This is a genomic window from Halobacillus shinanisalinarum (genome assembly GCF_022919835.1).
GTDB classification, from domain to species: Bacteria; Bacillota; Bacilli; order Bacillales; family Halobacillaceae; genus Halobacillus_A; species Halobacillus_A shinanisalinarum.
The window spans coordinates 3,920,028-3,939,484 of record NZ_CP095074.1; the positions used below are offsets into that span (position 1 = coordinate 3,920,028).

The window sequence follows — 19,457 nt, forward strand, 5'->3', positions numbered from 1 at the left end:
CTCTTTTTTAACTTACACACCGCGTTTATTTCCCCAGAGTAACGCATGTACTTGTGGTAAGACACGGACATGATTGAGTGTTGTTGATGCGACAACTTGATCAATAAGCCATTCATATTTTGTTAACAGATCTGTTGCCAGACGAGAGGCTTGAGACTCCTCTAAATCATCATTCCCTACTTGAAGGAAGAAAGGGATAGAAGGATATCTTTGATGGACCTGTTCGGCATAGGCGAGGTCCTCCTCATTAAAAATAACAACTTTTAGGCTCGTATGTGATAGTCGATCATTGGTCTCCAGTTGCTGGATGATCCCATCTAACACATCCCAATTTGTCTTCATCTTCGAGCTTGGGGGTTTAGGTGAAATCGTTAAATCATCGATGGTAAGAAACCAGTCTTGCCATCGGCTGCCTTGGGTTTCCAGCGCAACTTCAATATCCAATTCATGAAGTGAATCGATCAACTCATGGAGATTTTTGAGCAGGGCAGGGTTGCCGCCTGAAATCGTAACATGGTCGAAATGGTCTCCGCCTGTTTCTTGCAGCTGCTGTACAATCTCATCAGCAGTTAGGCGATGGACCTCTTCCTTTGCACTGCCATCCCACGTGAAGGCAGAATCACACCAGGAGCAGCTGTAGTCGCACCCTGCTGTTCGAACAAACATCGTTTTTCTCCCTACAACCATGCCTTCTCCTTGAATCGTAGGACCGAAAATTTCTAATACAGGAAACTTATTCATGGTCCATCCACTCCCGTCTTACTTCAGCGTAGCTTGTGGGTGTTTCATAAAGCTGAACAAATTCAACCTGCAAATCATCTCGTTCTTGTTGTAAAGCCTTGTTCATTTTTTCATAGATCCACACGACCATATTTTCTGCCGTTGTATTCATGTGAGGCAATGTATCGTTTAAGTAGCGGTGATCAAGATGGATCTCGATTTGTTCTTTCCAAATATTTTTGATATCACCGAAATCGATGACCAGGCCAATCTCATCAACAAAACCGCTAATGCCGAAAATGACTTTATACGTGTGTCCATGAAGATTTTTGCATTTTCCTTCATAACGATGTAAGTGATGGGCGGCATCAAAGGTAAACTCTTTGCTGACGAGAACACGCTTGTTATGATATTTCAGCTCATGACGTTTAATATCTTCATCAATTTTCTGCAAGTTCTCGACAATGGTAAAACCGTACTGGTGCATTAGCGGTTCACCTCTTTCCGCTGATTAAGGTAGGTCTCGAGCCCGTTTTGTCTGAGTTTACAAGCTGGGCACTCTCCACAGCCATCTCCACGAACACCGTTATAACACGTCAACGTTTTTCCGCGAACATAGGTGAAGGCGTCCAAATGATCAGCAAGCTCCCATGTTTGTGCTTTATCAAGCCACATGAGAGGGGTATGAACGACGAAATGATCATCCATGGACAAGTTTAAGGTTACGTTTAGTGATTTTATAAAAACATCGCGGCAGTCTGGGTAGCCGCTAAAGTCTGTTTCGCAAACGCCGGTAATCACGTGCTTCGCCCCAACTTGTTTTGCCAAAATAGAAGCAAACGATAGGAATAATAAATTACGACCTGGAACGAAGGTGGAAGGTAATTCTCCGTCCTCGCCATCTTTAACTTCAATGTCATTCCTCGTTAAGGCGTTTGGTGCCAGTTGGCTTAATAACGACATATCCAGTACATGGTGCTTCACATTAAGATCCGCAGCAATCTCTCTTGCCACTTCGATTTCTTCATTATGACGCTGGTTGTAATCAAACGTGACAGCCTCAACTTCATCATACTTGTCAAGAGCCCAGAACAGACAGGTCGTACTATCCTGTCCCCCGCTAAACACAACAACAGCTTTATTTTTATCCATAAAAAAATTCTCCTTTCAAGGAAAAGCTTAAAGCGTACTGGTAGAGACGCTCGTAGCTAGACAGCAATCGAAAAGAGAATCTAACTAACCCAAAAAAACATTAAAAAACTATACCTAAGGCAAGGTATAGTTCCATCCTTAGTTTTTTATAGAGGGTGTAGCTAGAACCTCTCCTGTTTTACTAACAGATTTGTTATTGATTTTTTCACATGAAAAATTATACCACAGACGATAGAGAAAACATAGCTTTTAGCCGCCAATAAACTCTTGAAATCGCATGATTTGTATGGTTGTACATATAAATATATAACTTGAATTCCTTTGTTTGGAGGGTGTATCGATGAAAAAGCTACTTATTCTGCTAGTGGTTTTCCTGCTTTCTGCCTGCTCTTATGATATTAGTCTGCAAGAGTTGAAGGAGAACTATCCAAAAGCTGTGAAAGAGAAGGTGGAGAAGCTTCCAAAAGACGTCCAACAGAATTTAACCATACCTAATCAACTTCCGTTTGAACCTACCTATGCAAATTTTAGTTATGAAACGACGAACCCAGCAGATAAGTCAGGTGAGGTGTTTAGAACAGAGTTTCTGTTTTCTAATAATGAGGCGAATCTTCATGTTGTTCATTGGCACACGGAAATGCAAGCGCATAAGGAGGAGACGGAGAAAGCGATAGATATTAACGGTGTAGAAACGGTCATTAAAAATGATGAGAATCGAGTGAAACAACTTGAGTGGAAAAGTGATGATGGATCAACCATTACGCTAAGTATGATTATTACAAAGCAAGCTGAAGGGAAGTATTCACTCGATGACCTGGTAAATGCAGCAGAATCCATGCATAAATAAGCTTACCTTTATCTAACCTCGTACTTCCATTGATTTGTAATGAGCACGAACTACTTTTTCGCGAATTTTAGAGCATTAAGTCTTTCTTTTACAAGCTGATAGTAAAGAAAGGTCATGGTTTGGGTGAGGATGAATACTGGGAATGAATAAAAGAGTTTATACCCGTTCTTAAAGCTAACAATATCGACCAAGGTGAAAATCCACTGAAGCCCTACACCGAAGAGAGACCAGATCAGCACATACCATATAATTGTGCGTGGGTTAATTTTAAATGATTCATACAAATAAATGAAAAAGTAGCCAAAGGGAGCAAAGGTAAAGTAATAAAATAGATCGTTTACACCATATTGGTTCGAATCATTCAACTTATAATAATCAATTAATCCACCACCAATTGTAAAGTCAAAAAAGATTCCAATCGTGTACCCCCATAGTAAAAATAATGCTGTAACCTCACGTGAGAATTTTTTGGGAAGTAGAAAGAAGACAGAATAAGCAATGATATTCATGATCAATATAGACAGTTCGTTTTTATCAAAGGCTTCCCATAAAATCATGAGTAACTCACCTCACGATGGGTAATTTTTCTAAAGATTTGGTGGGAATAATACGCTATGAAATGAAGCGCGGAAAAGTATAACGCATCATACCCAATATTCCACTTCACATATTTCGTTAGATCGAAATAGTTGGAAAGACCTGTTATTAAAAGCAATATGACTATGGAAGTCATGGTTATTAAAGCAGAGCTGGCAAAAGTTTTTGACTTATGAATCATATTTAATTGCATGATTAATAGTACAGGAATAATTACACTTCTAAAAAATAAAAAAGCAGTATAATCCATTGGCTGCTCTGTTATCTTAATGAACTTGAAACCTTCATAAATAATCCATGTCCAATTAATACTGATCACAAGTATTAACATGAAGACAAAGGTGTTTTCTGTAATTGATAATTTTTTCTGTATAACGAAAAATAAAGCTGTTATAAGCCATGCTATAAAGAAAAACACTGCAAAACCCATAAATTACCCTCCGTTTCTGTTCTCATATTCTTTGTTCATGTTTAGAAAATATACTGAAATAAAATCAGTTTTTTTATACCATTTAGGCCCTTGTGCAAAAACCTAAATAGGCTAAAGGAAAATTATTTAGAACTAAAGTGGTATAGACAAATAGATAGGTAGTTGTTAATCTTATTGAAAGCGTTTGCAAATATGGAGTTGGTTTTAAAAAAATTAAAAGAGGAGGGTGTAAGCTTGTTAACTAAGTACAGTAGTAAAAACGTGTTTTTTGGAATGTTCAAGAAACCTTTGGTACTCTGTTTAGCGCTTCTGTTATTCATACCATTGGTGATGAAAGACAACCGAGTGTATGCAAAGGAGGATGAGCATGAAAACGATTTAGATATTAACCCTGCCCCGCAAGAAGTAGAAAAGTTAGGTAAGGGGTTTCCACTGACCCCTGTTGTTGGAGTGATTACGGGGGAAAATACCGATGAAGCAGCTGTTCGTGAAGTTGAACAAGCCTTAAAAGAAGCAGATGTGAAAAGGATTGTCCGAAAAACGGCAGAAGAGTCAGAACCAAATACTCCTGTAACCATATGGATTGGGGGTCCTACGGAAAATCAGGAATCACCAAGGGTAATCGAGGAATTAGGAGTGGACGGGCCTGAGCAACTGCAGGCAGAAGGATATGTAATCGCTTCAACGAATAAGCAGAAAAAACAAATCGTTCTTGCCGGGAAGGATAGGGCTGGAACCTTTTATGCAGCCCAGACGTTTGAGCAGATGATTCAAGAAAGAAAGGGACGTGACTGGATACCTGCTGTAGAAATTCGAGATTGGCCGGATATGTCAATGCGCGGATCAATCGAAGGATTTTACGGTCCGCCATGGTCCCACGAAGACCGGTTAAGTCAACTGGAGTTTTACAGTGAAAATAAAATGAATGCGTACATTTATGCACCGAAAGACGATCCATATCATAGAGAAAAGTGGCGTGAACCTTATCCAGAAGAGGAGTTGAATCAACTAAGAGAATTAGTTGATAAGGCAAAAGCAAATCATGTTGAATTTACATTCTCACTTTCACCTGGAAATACTGTTTGTTACTCGGGCGATAAGGATTTTGATCAGTTAATGAGTAAGATGCAAACTGTGTGGGATCTGGGTGTACGCTCCTACGCTATTTTCCTGGACGATATCAGCTATAATCTCCATTGTGAACAGGATAAACAAAAATTCGGGGATGATCCAAATCCAACAGCGGCCGCGCAAGCTTACCTGTTAAATCGTTTTAATGAAGAATTTATCCAAACACACGAAGGCGCTGAGCGGTTGATTACTGTACCAACGGATTATGCCGGAAATGATACAACCACATACCGGGAGAGGTTTGCTGATTTAGTAAACGAAGATATCGTAGTAATGTGGACAGGCCCGGCAGTCGTCCCTGAAGAAATTACCGCAGAAGGAGCGAAAAAAGTTTCGGAAATCTTTAAACACGATTTATTAATCTGGGACAATTATCCCGTGAACGATTTTGATAGGAATCGTTTATTCCTCGGCCCGCTAGTAAAAAGAGATGCTGAGTTAACGGAAAACGGTGTGATCGGCTTGACAGCAAATCCGATGAATGAGGCAGAGGCTTCAAAGATCCCACTGTACACGATTGCTGATTATACGTGGAATCCGTATGAGTATAACCCAGAGAACTCATGGCTGCGCAGTATTGAATCATTCGGCGGTGAAGCGGCAGAAGCCTTGAAAACTTTTGCAGAGAATTCCTACTCTTCACGGCTGACTGATAGAGAATCGTTAACATTAACCCCCTTGATTGACGAATTTTGGAAGGTATACGAAACAGATCATGCAGAACAGGCGGCTGAACATTTGATTGCTGAGTTTGAAAATTTACAAACGGTACCAGAAAGACTCGAAAAGCAGATGGAGAATGAAAAATTCCTGAACGAAATTGATCCTTACTTAAAAAAACTTTCTCTATCCGGGAAAGCTGGAGTGACAGCTGTTAAGCTGTTAATGGCAGAGAAAGTGGATGACTCACATGCAGCCGATCAATACAGAGAAGAACTGATGTTGCATATAAACCAGCTAAATGACATTCCACAAGAGGTTGGTAAGTTTGTCATCAAACCGTTCCTTATCCAAGCGATTTATGGAGAATACATTCTTTCAAGACCGCTGGATGGTATCAATAAAGTACGGGGCGCGGGAGAATTGATTCAGTATACACCGGAGCACGGAGACACCACAGGAACCAATATTTATGGCTATGAAGTGACGGTGGAGGAGGGAACGATCGTCAAACGAGGCGGCAACAATTCTCCGATTCCTGATAATGGATATGTATTGAGTATTCATGGCAGCGATTGGTTAATGGAAAATGCGTTACTAGGTGCAAAAGTACAAATAAAGGATGGTCAAGTATTGATTACCATCCCAAAATAAGTAGGTGAATAGAAATTCCCAGATGGCTTGGATACACGCCATCTGGGAATTTTTAATCAATAAAGTAAGTTTATTGATCAAGATCTTTTTTACAGAAATACCAATCAACACAATCATAGTTCGGATCATTTGCTCGTTTGTCAGCAGCTTCTTGTGTTTTTGGAGGAGGAGCAATAACCTGATCACCTTTTGTCCAGTCTGCAGGTGTTGAAACGCCATGCTCATCAGTAGTTTTCAATGCTTCTACTAGACGGACAATCTCAGCCATATTACGTCCTGTGCTTAACGGATAGTAAATGACAGAGCGGACGGTCCCTTTGTCATCAATCACAAAAACCGCACGAGAGGTTTCTGTGCCACCGCTTTCCGGCATAATCATGCCAAATTTCATCGCTACATACTTATTTAAGTCTGCGATCACAGGAAATTTAATCTTTGTATTAAAGTTTTCTTCAATATTTCGGATCCAGGCAATATGTGACGAAATGCTGTCGATACTTAAACCGAGAAGCTCTGTATCCAGCTCTTGCAGTTGATCATAGATTCCTTGGAACCCGACGAATTCTGTCGTACAAACTGGTGTGAAGTCAGCCGGATGGGAAAATAATACGAACCATTTTCCTTTATAGGAATCTAGGGAAATTTCCCCCTGTGTCGTGTTTGCCGTAAAATCTGGTGCTTTTTCACCGATTCGGGGAAGGCTGACTGATTGGGTTTGTTCTTGCTCCATTCTTAGCACACTCCTTCTATGATAGATAACTAAATAATTCTATAACGTATGTAACCTGTTTGGTCTTCACTTAAACACATACAATATACAAAAATAGTTAGGAAGTAACCAGAGGATTTCATATAATGAATAGGAATACATGCAGGCTGGGGGATTGAAGTTATGGATCTTGTTTCTAATCATGAAATCGAGACAAATCTATTATTTGACTTTTTCGTTACTCATTGGGGGAGTCCGCAAATGGTGTTATCAACTGGGCTATTCCAGTGTGATCAGTTGGATGGGTTTGCTCTAATGGATGAAAAAGGTGGGATTATCGGTTTAATTACGTACATCGTGGAAGGAGAGGAGTGTGAAATCATCTCTTTAGATAGTTTGATAGAAAATAAAGGTGTCGGCACACTACTTTTACATAGGGTGGAACAAGAAGTGCGTGAACAGGGAATCCAGCATATTCGTATCATAACTACAAATGATAATGTAAATGCTTTGGTATTTTATTAAAGGAAGGGATTTCGTCTGTCGGAAATTCGGTCAGACGCAGTGGATGAAGCAAGGAAGCGAAAACCCGAAATACCGCTTATTGCAGAAAATGGTGTTCCTATCTGTGATGAATTACTACTGGTGAAGAAATGTATATAAATGAATAACTTAAAAACTCTAATAAAAATGAGAGGGAATACAGTACAAGTGTATCCCCTCTCATTTTTAATGGATGTTTTACAAATTCTCTGCTTTTTTCTTTCCGTAATCCGTTTCCACTGGTTCGAATTCTTCCTCTATAGGTGGGTAGGTCCTTTTTACAAAAATCGATAAGATAATCCCAATAAACGAGAGTACGGTGATAACGATAAAGGCCACATTGACGCCATGGATCCCAGGGTTTGAAATGGATTGTTCCTGCTGGGCATTTTGTGCGGTCATAGTCATAACCGTAACAAGAATAGCAGTACCCACTGAAGCTGCAATTTGCCTCATTGTATTATTCATAGCCGCTCCGTGCGGGATCAATTTTTGCGGCAATTGATTTAAACCAGCTGTTGTGACAGGCATCATCACCATTGAGAACCCGAACATACGAATAGCATACATAACGATAAGGAACGTAAGGGTTGTTGATGTGTCTAAAAAGGAGAAAGCTAAAGTTGAACCTGTCATGATGATAAGTCCGACAATCGCTAACAACCGCGCCCCAATCCTATCAAAAATCCGCCCTGTAATCGGAGACATGAAGCCTGAAATGAGAGCACCTGGCAGTAGAACCAGTCCAGATTCCATTGCAGTGAAATCCCTCATATTCTGCATGTATAACGGAATTAATGTTTCAGAACCAATCAGACCTAAGAAGCAAATCATCCCGATAACAGTAGTTATTGAAAACGTGGCATATTTGAATACTCTAAATTCAAGCATAGGATGATGCATGCGAAATTGACGAATAATGAATGCCATGAGTGTAATGGCGCCGGCTGTAAGAATGAGAATAGTCCGTGTGCTGTCCCATCCGTAGTTTCCTGCACTTGAGAAGCCAAATAGCAAGCCTCCAAAACCAACTGAAGATAATACAATCGATAAAAAGTCGACCTTCGGATAAGTGAGCTCTGTTACATTTTTCAATATGAAATAAGCAATAAAGATAATTAATATAGCCAAAGGTAAAATTAGTAAGAATAAAAACCTCCAGGAATACTGAGCTGTTACCCACCCTGATAGAGTCGGACCGATAGCTGGGGCAAAAGAGATAACCAGCCCGATATAGCCCATGGCAGCTCCACGTTTATTAACAGGGAAGATCAATAAGAAGACAGTCTGCATTAACGGCAGCATAATCCCCGCTCCAGCAGATTGAATGATCCTCCCTAATAATAAGATGGAGAAATTTGGTGCAAGGCCTCCTACGACGGTACCGACCGTGAAAACACTCATGGCCGTTATAAACAGCTGTCGTGTCGTGAACCGTTCAATTAAGAATGCAGTGATCGGGATCATGATCCCATTGACGAGCATAAATACCGTTGTCAGCCATTGGGCTGTATTAGCTGTGATGTTCATTTCTTCCATGATCGGAGGAATGGCAGTAATCATCAACGTTTGGTTTAAGATAGCGATAAATGAGCCCGCGAGTAATAATGCTGCCATTAACGTTTTATTATAATCTTTTGTAGTCGTCATTCATATTCCCCCTGTTCTTATTCATTAATATTATGGAGAACTTAATCATTTTTATAGGGTTCCATAAACTAACTATCAAATTATACTTGGTGTGAGCACGGCTTACAAATAAAATGATTATTGTTTTTACAAAATGCCTTAACAACAGGGCACACCACCCTAACGCAAAGACATACCATCCCTAGCGCAAGCATATCCCTCTCATTATCAAAACTATAACACCGTAACGGAAATACTTGGGCCTTTAATTGGCGAATGAATCTTTTTTAATTTTAATGGGACATACACGTTGACATCTAAAAATGTATATGTATAATTATAAATATTAAATAATAAATATACATTCACATTCAGAGATGAAGAAAAGTAGAACGGTTTAAGAATGTCAGCGAGCTAGGGACGGTGGAAGCCTGGTGATTCAATCCGTATCGAAACGCCCCTTCAGAGAAGTTCAGACGAAACAAAGTAGTCTGGGCCGGGAACGCCCGTTATCAGGATTTAAGTGGGTCTATTTTAAAATAGACAATCAGAGTGGTACCGCGGATGAATCACACACACAAATCCGTCTCTTACAATAGTTAGAGGCGGATTTTTTTAATGGAAATTTACAAGGAGGCATTTACTATGACAAAACCTAAAGTAGTATTGGCATATTCAGGAGGACTTGATACCTCAATTTCGGTGAAATGGATTCAAGAAAAATACGGGTATGACGTCATTGCTCTTGGCTTAGATGTAGGTGAAGGAAAGGATCTTGAAACGATTCGTCAAAAGGCGCTTGATGTTGGGGCAATCAAGGCGATTATGGTAGATGCGAAACAACTTCTTGCTGATGGCTACTTAATGCCGGCACTTAAAGCGAATGCCCTATATGAAGGGAAATACCCGCTATCTTCTGCCCTATCGCGTCCTTTAATCTCAAAACTATTAGTGGAAGTGGCTGAGCAAGAGGGTGCTGTTGCCGTCGCGCACGGCTGTACTGGAAAAGGAAATGACCAGGTTAGGTTTGAAGTATCCATTCAAGCGCTCAACCCGGAACTTGAAGTGATTGCCCCTGTCAGAGAATGGGGGATGACGCGTGATGAGCAAATCAAGTATGCCGAGGAAAAAGGCATTCCGATCCCGGTTAACTTAGATAACCCATTTTCAATTGATGCGAATATTTGGGGACGTGCTTGCGAAGCGGGTGTTCTTGAGGATCCTTGGATGGAAGCACCGGAAGCGGCTTATGCTTGGACGAATCCGATTGAAAAAACACCTGATACTCCGGATATCATAGATATCGAGTTTGATAGTGGAATTCCTGTTGCTTTAAATGGCGAACAGATGGATATTGTTCCATTGATTGAGGAGTTGAATAGCTTAGGCGGCATGCATGGAGTCGGACGTATTGACCACACAGAAAACCGCCTCGTCGGGATTAAATCAAGAGAAGTGTATGAAAACCCGGGTGCGATGATTTTGATCAATGCCCATAAAGAACTTGAGTTTTTAACATTGACGAGAGAAGTATCCCAGTACAAAGCAACAATTGATCAGCAAATGTCAAAAATGATTTATGACGGTCTATGGTATTCTCCGCTGCAGCCGGCATTACAAGCTTTTGTTGAGGAAACCCAGCAAGTGGTGACAGGTGCCGTTAAAGTGAAGCTGTTCAAGGGTCATCATCAAGTAATCGGGAAAAAGTCTCCAGTCAGCCTTTATAATGAAAAACTTTCGACGTATTCAAAAGGGGATGCCTTTGATCACAATGCTGCGGTCGGATTTATTAAACTGTGGGGTCTGCCGACGAAAGTGCATGCTGATGTGCATAAAACTGGGGCGAAGAAGGCTGAAGAACAGCCGGTGAGTGTGCATGAGTAAGCTTTGGGGTGGTCGATTTACCAAACCAACCAACAAGCTGGTCGAAGAGTACACCTCTTCGATCGGTTTTGATGACAAGCTGGCTTTACATGATATACAGGGGAGTCTTGCACACGTTGATATGCTTGGAAAGTGTGCGATCATTTCTAAAGAGGAAGCCGAGCAAATTAAAGACGGATTGCATATCATTCAGAAAAAAATCAAGAATGATGAAGTGTCGTTTTCTGTTGAGCATGAAGACATCCATATGAATATTGAAAAGCTACTGATCGATGAAATTGGTCCTGTTGGCGGCAAGCTCCACACAGGGAGAAGCCGTAACGACCAGGTAGCAACAGATATGCACTTGTATTTGAAGGAAAAAACCACCCAACTCATTCAACTAGTTGAAGCGGTACAGGAGGCGCTTGTCAGTCAGGCGGATTCCCATGTTGAAACGATTATCCCTGGTTATACACACTTGCAGCGGGCTCAGCCGGTTTCATTTGCGCATCATTTGCTTGCATATTTTTGGATGTTTGAGCGCGATAAAGAGCGGCTCAAGGACAGTGTGAAGCGGATTGATTGGTCGCCACTTGGTGCAGCGGCGCTTGCTGGGACACCTTATGCGGTCGATAGACAGATGACGGCGGAGACGCTCGGATTTGATAACGTTTATCCAAACTCATTGGACGCCGTCAGTGATCGAGATTTCATCCTGGAATTTTTGTCGATCGCTTCCATTTTAATTACACATATTTCAAGACTGTCAGATGAATTGATTCTTTGGAGCAGTCAGGAATTTGATTTCGTTGAGCTCGATGATGCGTTTTGTACGGGTTCGAGCATTATGCCGCAGAAAAAGAATCCGGATGTGCCTGAGTTGCTTCGTGGCAAAACAGGAAGGATTTACGGCAACTTGATGGGGCTGCTGACCCTTCTGAAGGGTCTACCGCTTGCGTACAATAAGGATATGCAGGAGGACAAGGAAGGGATGTTCGATACGGTGGAGACGCTGGATGGGGCGCTATCGCTGCTGGCTCCGATGCTGGCTTCGATGGAAGTGAAGGGGTCGAATATGCGTCAGGCGGTAAATGAGGATTATTCGAATGCAACCGATATTGCGGATTATTTGGCTGTGAAAGGTCTGCCGTTTCGTCAGGCGCATGAGGTGATCGGCAAGATTGTGCTGTATGCGATTGAGCAGCAGACCTACCTGCTTGATCTGACACTTGATGAGTATAAGGAATTTTCTGAGCTGTTTGAAGCGGATATTTTTGAAAAATTAGCGCCTGAGCAGGTAGTGGCTGCCCGAAATAGTGAAGGCGGCACTGGTTTTGAGCAGGTGGCACAGCAGCTTGAGTTAGCAAAACAACATCTTAAATAATGCGATTCATTTCATGGAATTTTCTAAATATTATTGACTTTAGTATGGTTTATTTGTAACATGGCAAGTAACTTAATAACGTTAACTTACTCTTATCTAGAGCAGGCTGAGGGATTTGGCCCTTTGACGCCCGGCAACCGGTCTATAGACACGGTGCTACTTCCAACGAACACATTTTATGTTCGGAAGATGAGAGGTTGAAGCAAAATCTTCTGCCTCTTTCATTTTGAAAGGGGCTTTTTATTATTCAAGGAACGGGTGATGTGGGATGAATAAGGCGGAGCGGCTCAAGCGTTCCAAGGGTCCACAGGTGACAGAACGGTTTGGCGGACGGCTGCCTCCTGGGCAGGTGTTAACAGAAAAATTTCCGATTTTAACGGTAGGTGAAGTTCCGTCCTATGACCTTGACCAGTGGGATTTTCAAATGACTGGGGGTATTGGGGACACGGTTATGTTTTCATACAATGATTTGATGGCGCTGCCGCAGTCAAAGGTTATCTGTGATGTTCATTGTGTTACAAGATGGTCGAAGTTTGATAATGGTTTTGAAGGGGTCTTGTTGCAGGACTTGCTTGAGGATTTCGAGATACCAGATGACATTCAGTACGTTATGGTGCATGGGGATTATGATTATACAGCTAATATTCCGCTTAAGGACTTGTTAGCCAAAGGTGTCATCCTTGCTCATTCTTATAATGGCAAGCCATTGACGGAAAAGCACGGCTATCCATTTCGACTGGTAATTCCTCATTTGTACTTTTGGAAGAGTGTGAAGTGGATTAGGGGCTTTGAGTTTAGGAAGTCGGATGCACCAGGTTTCTGGGAGCAAAATGGTTTTCACAATGAGGCAGATCCGTTTAAAGAGCAGCGCTTTTCTGATGAAGGTGATGTGATGGAAGAGGATAAATGGAAGGAAAAGGACTTTGATTATTGAGGAGGTAGAAGAATGAGTGTTGTAATCTTAGATGGTGTACGTACACCTTTTGGTAAATGGAAAGGTGGTTTATCCAAGTTAGGGGCCAAGGATCTTGGTGTTCAAGCAACCAGAGCATTGATGGAACGCGTGCCTGAAGCCTTGAATGCCGATGGTGTCATCCTTGCCCAGGTCCTACAGGCAGGACAGGGACAGAACCCGGCCAGAGCGGTTGCTGCAGGTGCTGGTGTCTCATGGGCTGTTCCGGCGATAACCATAAATAATGTCTGTTTGGCGGGGGTCGCTTCGGTGGCAGATGCAGCGAGACGCATCAAGCTTGAGGAAGGTCAGCTTTATATAGTCGGTGGGTTTGACTCAATGACAAATGCGCCTCACGTTGCCACCCTTCGTAACGGTTTAGCAACAGGGCCTGTCGAGTTTACAGATACGCTGATTAACGATGGCCTCTGGTGTTCGCTAACCGATTCATCAATGGGGGGATTGACAGACATTCAAAACGAGGAGCGGAACATCAAGCGGGAAGAGCAAGATCAATATGCTTTAGATTCTCAGTTGAAAGCAGCTCGTGCGCAGGAACAAGGGTTGTTCAATGATGAGATTGTACCAGTGCACGTGGGCAGTAAACAGCTGGCAGGTGATGAAGGGATCAGGCCACAGTCCACTTTGGATAAATTAAGCAGTTTGGTTCCGGCATTTAGAGAAAGAGGGACGATTACAGCAGGAAATGCTTCACAAATGACGGATGGAGCAAGTGTTGGAGTGGTCGCTTCAGAAAGTTATGCACAAACGATTGGGAAAACACCTCTCGCCCGTGTGATTGGCTGGTCAGAAACGGCTGGTTCTGATTCCAGTTTACACACGAAGCCGGCGGATGCGATTGCTAAGCTTTTTAAACGATATCAGTTAACAAAAGACGATATTGATTTATTTGAAATTAACGAAGCCTTTGCAAGTGTTGCTCTGGCAAGTATCGATGAGCTTGGGTTAGATCCACAAAAAGTAAATGTCAATGGAGGAGCGATTGCCATAGGGCATCCGCTTGGTGGAACAGGATTTCGGTTAGTTCTCACACTTATTCATGAGTTGAAACGTCGCGGGGCGGACGGGGCATCGCCTCACTGTGTGGCGGGGCGGGCAAGGCTTTGCCATTCTCGTCGAAGTGCCTAAAGATTGGTTATAAAAGGAGGTAGTAACATGTTTCTTACTTACGGAATAGCCATTATTATATTTTGGGTGGCAGGATTAGCCCTCTGGCAAGCAATGTATAAATCCTCATCTAAGGGAGGGAAGTAAATGGAGTCCTTATCAGAAGGTGTCATCTGGTTTATCGGAGGCTTGTTGTTCGTTTATTTTCTGTTTGTAACGTGGATTGGCAGGAAAGGGGCGAAGTATAGTAAGACAATGAGCGGCTTTGCAACCGCAAGGGCAAGGTGAGCCCTTGGATCGTCGGCGCCAGCTTTGCTACGACCTATGCGAGTGCCAACTTATTTATCGGTGTCCCTGGTCTTGCTTATCAATATGGAACGTCTGTGCTTTGGTACACGTTAGGATGTTTTGGGGTATCGTGGCTGGGCTTGCTATTTTTTGCTAAAACGTTCTTTCGATACGGGAAAAAGTTTGGCGGGGTATCGACGTTGCCTGAATGGCTGGGCAGGAAGTATAACAGTAAACCCTTGCAGGTGATCGTTGGACTACTTATTTTATTTAATGTGTATTACATTGTTGGTCAAAATGTTGGGTTAGCGACCATTTTTGAAACTGTGCTGGGCATTCCTTATATGTGGGGGTCATTATCGGCGTCACGATCACGATTGTGTATATTGGTTTAGGAGGCGCATTTGCCCAAATTATTACAGATGGCTTACAAGGAATATTTATGGCCTTTACATCTGTGCTGATCTTGTTCTCACTATTGTGGACGATCGGAGGCGGGTTTGGTGTCTTCGGAGAACTCTCCCGTCGTTTGTCTGGAATCGATCCCAACTTGGTGGCACCGATTTCTTCCAGTGGTCCATATAATAGTGTGTTGGCTATTTTGGCTGTCCAATTTCTGTTATTTAGCTTTGTTCTCATGCCCCATCTATTAAATAAGGTTCTGTCTTTGGAAACGGAGGAACAACTGCGGCCATTTACAATGTCAGCAGGGTTAACATTGTTCTTAATCTCTACATTGATGGTATTAGGCGGGCTGGCGGCTCGTGTGATGGTTCCATCGTTAGATAGTGCAGATAAGGCGATACCTGCATATTTAATGGAAGCTTTCCCACCACTCGTTGTAGGCATTCTAATTGTCGGTATTATCTCTGCGATTCTATCAAGTACGGATAGTTTATACCTTGGAGTAACGACGAGTATTGGTAATGATATTTTTAAAGTACTAGCCCCAGTCTTTTCTAAAAACGGCGGTAACCCTGAATTGATTGACCGAAGAAGTGTGGGTGTAGCCAAGTTTTCCCTCGTTATTATTGGGATGTTTACTTTGTACATTTCACTTGACCGACCAGAGTCGTTGTCGATTTTGATTCAATTTAGTTTTTCAGCTATCATTAGCGGCATTATTGCTCCGATCACTCTAGGTTATTTCTGGAAGCGAGCAAATGGGATTGGCGCCATTGCTTCTGTCATCGTCGGTGTCACCCTTTATGTCCTATTTACGAATCAGGAGATCATTGAAAATATTTATCTAGCGATGTTTGCAAGTTCTGTAGCCGGATTTACTGTTATGTTTATCGCAGGGTACCTGCCCGAGAAAAAAGTGGAGCAGCCATTGGAGCTTGAAAAGAATGCATAATGGAGAGGTGACAGTGTGTGACAAATGAACAACAGCAAATTCTCTTAGAAAAAGTAATTCAACTCCGTAATCAATTTCATAAGCGGTCAAAAGAAGTTGATCAATCAGGTGTTTTTCCACACGAGAATTTTAAAGAACTTAAAGATTCTGGATACCTATCTTGGACGGTGCCAAAAAAGTATGGTGGTCTAGGTCTCAATCTATATGATTTTTTACGCATGCAAGAGCAGCTTGCTCAAGGAGACGGGGCAACAGCCTTATCAATTGGCTGGCACCTTGGAAGTATATTGGAATTATCTGAAAATGATAGTTGGAATGAAGCTGCTTTCCGTAATCTTTGTCAAAAGGTTGTGAATGAACAGGCTTTAATTAATCGGACAGCAACTGAAAAAGGAACAGGAAGCCCAACTAGAGGAGGAGTGCCAGAAACGAAAGCGACATTACAAGGTGATCAATGGGTTATTAATGGAAGAAAATCTTTTGCCTCCATGGCTGAAGCTTTAGACTATTCCCTAGTAACGGCACATATTGAAGATACAGATCGTGTTGGTATCTTTCTAGTTGATCATAAACACGATGGTGTAAAAGTAGAACCTACTTGGAACTCCGCCTCAATGAGGGGGACGAGGAGTGATGATCTCGTTTTGCAAGGAGTAACTGTTCCAAAAGAAAACTTTGTTGAGGAGGAAGGAAAACAAGTGAACCCTCCGTTTCCAAAGGGATGGCTGCTCCACATTCCAGCTTGTTACTTAGGGATAGCGTCTGCTGCACGCCAATATGCTATTGATTTCGCAAGCAGCTATCAACCGAACAGTTTGCCGGGACCGATTAAGGAGGTTCCTGAGGTACAGAGGAAGATCGGTGAAATGGAACTAGCCTTATTTCAGTCGCGTGAAATTCTCTATTCTGTTGCGCAAAGGTGGACTGCATGTCCAGAGAGCAGAGGAAATATCGGGACAGAGTTATCAGCAGTAAAACATATCGTAACAAACCAGGCTGTTCATGTAGTCGATTTAGCCATGAAAATTGTGGGCGCACGCAGCTTGTCGAGGGATTGTCCATTGGAACGTTATCATCGAGATGTACGATCAGGATTACACAATCCACCCATGGATGATACGGTAATTAAAAAACTTGCCTCAAAAGCATTGGAGGAGTCGCAGCCAACTGTCACTTTATGAAAACTTTCGCATATCTTAACCTGTGTGTTAGTCACGTGTTTCCAAGTAACGGGAAATTAACCATGTTTGATTTGGAGGAAAAAAGGCTATTATAACAGTAAAAAGCTGTGAAAGGATAACGATAGTATGACTAAACACGTACAGGTTTATTTTAAGACGGAAAATGATGCTGAAAGCGCTAATGCTTCTTTACAAAAGTTAGCAATTGAAAATGAACAGATCGAACCTGTTCCGGATGATCCACCGTTATTGTCTCGTTTAATCCCGTTAAATAACTTAAACAATCCTGAGACAGATAACCATTTGACTCACTTGCTACATTTTGATGTGAAGGAAGAGGAACGTGAAAGCGCCTTAGAAATTATTAAGGAGCATAAGGGGCATATGGATCCGTCTGAACTGGAAAGTGACTAGAGTAGGAGTGGCGTTATGAATGGTCAAGGTTTTTCGAAAAAACAACAGGTTATTGCGCATTTGGAAGATTCGATTGATTGGGTACAATCTTTAAATCAACTGCCAGAGGAAGCATGGAGGCTGCCAATTGAACAAGGTAAATGGAGTGTAGCGGAAGTCATTCGTCATCTTGTGCTGTGGGATGAATTTATTATAAACAAACGTTTGCCGTACCTGTTCACTTCACAGGATATGCCGGTGCCTCCTGATGTTGAAGTAATGAATGAGAAAGCAGCTATTCATGCACGCAATGACAGTAAGGAAGAGACGGTTGATTTATTTGAACAAACGAGGAGCGAGCTCGTGGATCGATTAAATGATATTGAGGATATTCGCTATGAAGAGGCGATATCTTTGCAAGCAAGTAAAGAAAGCTTATATGAGTACCTGGAAGGGATTATGCAGCATGATGTGCATCACTTTGAGCAAATTAAACAAGTTCTCAATGATAAAGATGCCTGAGGAGCAGGCATCTTTATTTCTGCGTCTAGCACTCCATTTTCTTCACATATACATACTAGCTAAAAATATGCCAACGGATTGTTGATAAATTTTATTAAATTGACTGAGTGGGAGGGGATTGACGCCGTTCCCTAATTCAATCGTATAGCCTGGCCGCTGCCATACTTTAATAAACCAGTCTTTGTAGCCCGTATAGCTGTCAACGAACTGAATGGGTTCATAGCCGCTTACCCGAGCGAACTCATAGACAATCTCCTTTGCTATTGGGGGCTCCAAGCCTTCGTACCCCCAATAGATGACTTCCCCTTGCGTGTGAAAGGGCAATATCTTTTCAAAAGAACGAGCTTCGGCCAATTCCGCCATGGCGATACTTTCTGGTTCAGTTAACGGCTGATAGCCTGGAAAGTCTCGATGCGAAGGCTCAGTTGGTTTACGAGCCGCCTCAAGCTCCCATTTGGCTGGGTACTGCTTATTTAAGTCGACCCCCATTATATTCGCTTTCCATCCGCTAAAGTCCGTACTTCCATTGTTTATACGAAGGGCCCGTTCTCCGAATTCTCCCTCTGGAGGGCCATTGAGTACAAGGTTGACGCCATCGGGGTCAACCATAGGGACAATGGAGAGGGTGACTTCACTGTAGAAGGGGTTCGTATCCCTTCCAAGAATCGTTTCCCTGTTTGTTAATGAAAGTAAATACGTATTTAAAAATTCCATAATAATCGCGGTCGTTATCCATTCGTTGGCATGAAAGGATCCGTTCCAATGGACAACTTTTGGACCGCAGCCAATTTGTAATTCTACTAAATCTTTCCCCATGACGCTTTTGCCGATCGTTTCTCTTCTTATAAAAGGATACAATTCATAAAGCTGGTTTAAATGATGAGATAAAACTTGAAAATCGTACGGTTGATTGCCATTAACAACGGGTTTTGTCACACGTTCAGGGATTTGAATCGTTTCTCCTACTTGAAGTAAGGTTGGCTTTATGGAAGGGTTTAGCAAAAGAAGATTGTCTAAAGAAGTTTGATTCGCTGCAGCAATTTTGTGAAACGTATCCCCTGATTGGATTTGATAACTGTATGAACGGTACCCGGGGATCTTCACGGTTTGACTTATATTTAAGCTGCTAGGAATGATGGAAGGATTGGAATCAATAAGTAACGATAATGGAACATTAAATGTATTCGCGTAATACCAGAGTGTGTCTCCTTGTCTCACTTGAATTTCCATGAGTGGCCTCCTAACATTCTTATTACGTATATTATATGGAATAAGAAACGAGTACATGAGGTTATTTTTGCAAAAGCGTTCATA

18 protein-coding genes, 2 pseudogenes, 2 riboswitches and 1 other annotated feature are annotated in these 19,457 nt (G+C 42.0%); of the genes and pseudogenes, 12 read left to right on the top strand and 8 right to left on the bottom strand.

The genetic code is table 11. The features are described from left to right. Positions 1-12 precede the first annotated feature (12 nt). Genes queE through queC form a run of 3 tightly spaced genes read right to left on the bottom strand, consistent with a single transcriptional unit; the run spans position 13 to position 1,872 of the window. Complete coding sequence (gene queE, locus MUO14_RS19355) at positions 13-741, bottom strand: 7-carboxy-7-deazaguanine synthase QueE (RefSeq protein ID WP_244752189.1); 729 nt, start codon at positions 739-741, stop codon at positions 13-15. Further along, positions 734-1,207: a 6-carboxytetrahydropterin synthase QueD gene (gene queD, locus MUO14_RS19360; protein ID WP_244752190.1), complete on the bottom strand. Its 474-nt coding sequence runs from the start codon at positions 1,205-1,207 to the stop codon at positions 734-736. Before queD ends, queE begins: the two co-directional genes overlap by 8 nt. Beyond that, positions 1,207-1,872 carry a 7-cyano-7-deazaguanine synthase QueC gene (gene queC, locus MUO14_RS19365; protein WP_244752191.1) on the bottom strand — a complete coding sequence of 222 codons (666 nt, stop codon included), beginning with the start codon at positions 1,870-1,872 and terminating at the stop codon, positions 1,207-1,209. Before queC ends, queD begins: the two co-directional genes overlap by 1 nt. A 132-nt stretch (positions 1,873-2,004) precedes the next feature. Next, positions 2,005-2,049: riboswitch (PreQ1 riboswitch) on the bottom strand. 163 nt (positions 2,050-2,212) lie between these two features. Here queC and MUO14_RS19370 point away from each other — a divergent pair. Beyond that, on the top strand, positions 2,213-2,719 hold the full coding sequence (locus MUO14_RS19370) for a hypothetical protein (protein ID WP_244752192.1): 507 nt from the start codon (positions 2,213-2,215) through the stop codon (positions 2,717-2,719). A 50-nt stretch (positions 2,720-2,769) separates the two neighbouring features. Here the strand turns inward: MUO14_RS19370 and MUO14_RS19375 are convergent, their stop codons facing one another. Further along, entirely contained in the window at positions 2,770-3,276 is a 507-nt protein-coding gene (locus MUO14_RS19375; RefSeq protein ID WP_244752193.1) for a hypothetical protein, read from the bottom strand. Beyond that, positions 3,273-3,746, bottom strand: a complete 474-nt coding sequence (locus MUO14_RS19380) for a hypothetical protein (RefSeq protein ID WP_244752194.1) — start codon at positions 3,744-3,746, stop codon at positions 3,273-3,275. The genes MUO14_RS19375 and MUO14_RS19380 overlap by 4 nt, the downstream gene beginning before the upstream one ends. A gap of 234 nt (positions 3,747-3,980) precedes the next feature. On the opposite strand from MUO14_RS19380, the gene MUO14_RS19385 reads away from it, so the two are divergent. Then, positions 3,981-6,191: a glycoside hydrolase family 84 protein gene (locus tag MUO14_RS19385; RefSeq protein ID WP_244752195.1), complete on the top strand. Its 2,211-nt coding sequence runs from the start codon at positions 3,981-3,983 to the stop codon at positions 6,189-6,191. Positions 6,192-6,261: 70 nt separating this feature from the next. Here the strand turns inward: MUO14_RS19385 and MUO14_RS19390 are convergent, their stop codons facing one another. Beyond that, positions 6,262-6,921 (bottom strand): peroxiredoxin, encoded by a 660-nt coding sequence (locus MUO14_RS19390; RefSeq protein WP_244752196.1) that lies wholly within the window; start codon positions 6,919-6,921, stop codon positions 6,262-6,264. 162 nt (positions 6,922-7,083) lie between these two features. Between MUO14_RS19390 and MUO14_RS19395 the strand changes: the two are divergent. Beyond that, positions 7,084-7,563 (top strand): annotated as a pseudogene (locus MUO14_RS19395) (GNAT family N-acetyltransferase). A gap of 78 nt (positions 7,564-7,641) precedes the next feature. On the opposite strand, the gene MUO14_RS19400 reads toward MUO14_RS19395, so the two are convergent. Then, complete coding sequence (locus MUO14_RS19400) at positions 7,642-9,093, bottom strand: MDR family MFS transporter (protein WP_244752197.1); 1,452 nt, start codon at positions 9,091-9,093, stop codon at positions 7,642-7,644. A 344-nt stretch (positions 9,094-9,437) separates the two neighbouring features. Then, positions 9,438-9,666: a binding site (T-box leader), on the top strand. A 51-nt stretch (positions 9,667-9,717) separates the two neighbouring features. Here MUO14_RS19400 and MUO14_RS19405 point away from each other — a divergent pair. The 9 genes and pseudogenes from MUO14_RS19405 to MUO14_RS19445 all read left to right on the top strand — a co-directional run bounded on the left by MUO14_RS19405 (position 9,718) and on the right by MUO14_RS19445 (position 18,143). Continuing rightward, positions 9,718-10,956, top strand: coding sequence for an argininosuccinate synthase (locus MUO14_RS19405; RefSeq protein WP_244752198.1), 1,239 nt, complete (start codon positions 9,718-9,720; stop codon positions 10,954-10,956). Further along, complete coding sequence (gene argH, locus MUO14_RS19410; RefSeq protein ID WP_244752199.1) at positions 10,949-12,322, top strand: argininosuccinate lyase; 1,374 nt, start codon at positions 10,949-10,951, stop codon at positions 12,320-12,322. The genes MUO14_RS19405 and argH overlap by 8 nt, the downstream gene beginning before the upstream one ends. Positions 12,323-12,411: 89 nt before the next feature. Next, positions 12,412-12,518, top strand: a riboswitch (SAM riboswitch). 72 nt (positions 12,519-12,590) lie between these two features. Further along, positions 12,591-13,256, top strand: a complete 666-nt coding sequence (locus tag MUO14_RS19415) for a sulfite oxidase-like oxidoreductase (RefSeq protein WP_244752200.1) — start codon at positions 12,591-12,593, stop codon at positions 13,254-13,256. Between the two features lie 12 nt (positions 13,257-13,268). Then, positions 13,269-14,423: an acetyl-CoA C-acyltransferase gene (locus tag MUO14_RS19420; protein ID WP_244752201.1), complete on the top strand. Its 1,155-nt coding sequence runs from the start codon at positions 13,269-13,271 to the stop codon at positions 14,421-14,423. Positions 14,424-14,549: 126 nt separating this feature from the next. Further along, entirely contained in the window at positions 14,550-14,690 is a 141-nt protein-coding gene (locus MUO14_RS19425) for a hypothetical protein (RefSeq protein WP_244752202.1), read from the top strand. After that, positions 14,687-16,047 (top strand): annotated as a pseudogene (locus MUO14_RS19430) (sodium:solute symporter family transporter). Before MUO14_RS19425 ends, MUO14_RS19430 begins: the two are co-directional and overlap by 4 nt. A 17-nt stretch (positions 16,048-16,064) precedes the next feature. After that, positions 16,065-17,228, top strand: a complete 1,164-nt coding sequence (locus MUO14_RS19435) for an acyl-CoA dehydrogenase family protein (RefSeq protein WP_244752203.1) — start codon at positions 16,065-16,067, stop codon at positions 17,226-17,228. Between the two features lie 126 nt (positions 17,229-17,354). Then, complete coding sequence (locus tag MUO14_RS19440) at positions 17,355-17,642, top strand: hypothetical protein (protein ID WP_244752204.1); 288 nt, start codon at positions 17,355-17,357, stop codon at positions 17,640-17,642. A 15-nt stretch (positions 17,643-17,657) separates the two neighbouring features. After that, a complete protein-coding gene (locus MUO14_RS19445; protein WP_244752205.1) occupies positions 17,658-18,143 on the top strand; it encodes a DinB family protein in 486 nt (161 codons plus the stop codon). A gap of 42 nt (positions 18,144-18,185) precedes the next feature. On the opposite strand, the gene MUO14_RS19450 is transcribed toward MUO14_RS19445, so the two are convergent. After that, on the bottom strand, positions 18,186-19,373 hold the full coding sequence (locus tag MUO14_RS19450; RefSeq protein WP_244752206.1) for a M14 family metallopeptidase: 1,188 nt from the start codon (positions 19,371-19,373) through the stop codon (positions 18,186-18,188). Positions 19,374-19,457: the final 84 nt, after the last annotated feature.

Bases quoted from the DNA above. Each gene is read 5' to 3' on its own strand.
- MUO14_RS19380 (WP_244752194.1), bottom strand. From the start codon at position 3,746: ATGGGTTTTGCAGTGTTTTTCTTTATAGCATGGCTTATAACAGCTTTA.
- MUO14_RS19405 (WP_244752198.1), top strand. From the start codon at position 9,718: ATGACAAAACCTAAAGTAGTATTGGCATATTCAGGAGGACTTGATACC.
- MUO14_RS19390 (WP_244752196.1), bottom strand. From the start codon at position 6,921: ATGGAGCAAGAACAAACCCAATCAGTCAGCCTTCCCCGAATCGGTGAA.
- MUO14_RS19440 (WP_244752204.1), top strand. From the start codon at position 17,355: ATGACTAAACACGTACAGGTTTATTTTAAGACGGAAAATGATGCTGAA.
- MUO14_RS19420 (WP_244752201.1), top strand. From the start codon at position 13,269: ATGAGTGTTGTAATCTTAGATGGTGTACGTACACCTTTTGGTAAATGG.
- queE (WP_244752189.1), bottom strand. From the start codon at position 741: ATGAATAAGTTTCCTGTATTAGAAATTTTCGGTCCTACGATTCAAGGA.
- MUO14_RS19375 (WP_244752193.1), bottom strand. From the start codon at position 3,276: ATGATTTTATGGGAAGCCTTTGATAAAAACGAACTGTCTATATTGATC.
- MUO14_RS19425 (WP_244752202.1), top strand. From the start codon at position 14,550: ATGGAGTCCTTATCAGAAGGTGTCATCTGGTTTATCGGAGGCTTGTTG.
- queD (WP_244752190.1), bottom strand. From the start codon at position 1,207: ATGCACCAGTACGGTTTTACCATTGTCGAGAACTTGCAGAAAATTGAT.
- MUO14_RS19415 (WP_244752200.1), top strand. From the start codon at position 12,591: ATGAATAAGGCGGAGCGGCTCAAGCGTTCCAAGGGTCCACAGGTGACA.
- MUO14_RS19445 (WP_244752205.1), top strand. From the start codon at position 17,658: ATGAATGGTCAAGGTTTTTCGAAAAAACAACAGGTTATTGCGCATTTG.
- MUO14_RS19370 (WP_244752192.1), top strand. From the start codon at position 2,213: ATGAAAAAGCTACTTATTCTGCTAGTGGTTTTCCTGCTTTCTGCCTGC.
- argH (WP_244752199.1), top strand. From the start codon at position 10,949: ATGAGTAAGCTTTGGGGTGGTCGATTTACCAAACCAACCAACAAGCTG.
- MUO14_RS19400 (WP_244752197.1), bottom strand. From the start codon at position 9,093: ATGACGACTACAAAAGATTATAATAAAACGTTAATGGCAGCATTATTA.
- MUO14_RS19450 (WP_244752206.1), bottom strand. From the start codon at position 19,373: ATGGAAATTCAAGTGAGACAAGGAGACACACTCTGGTATTACGCGAAT.
- queC (WP_244752191.1), bottom strand. From the start codon at position 1,872: ATGGATAAAAATAAAGCTGTTGTTGTGTTTAGCGGGGGACAGGATAGT.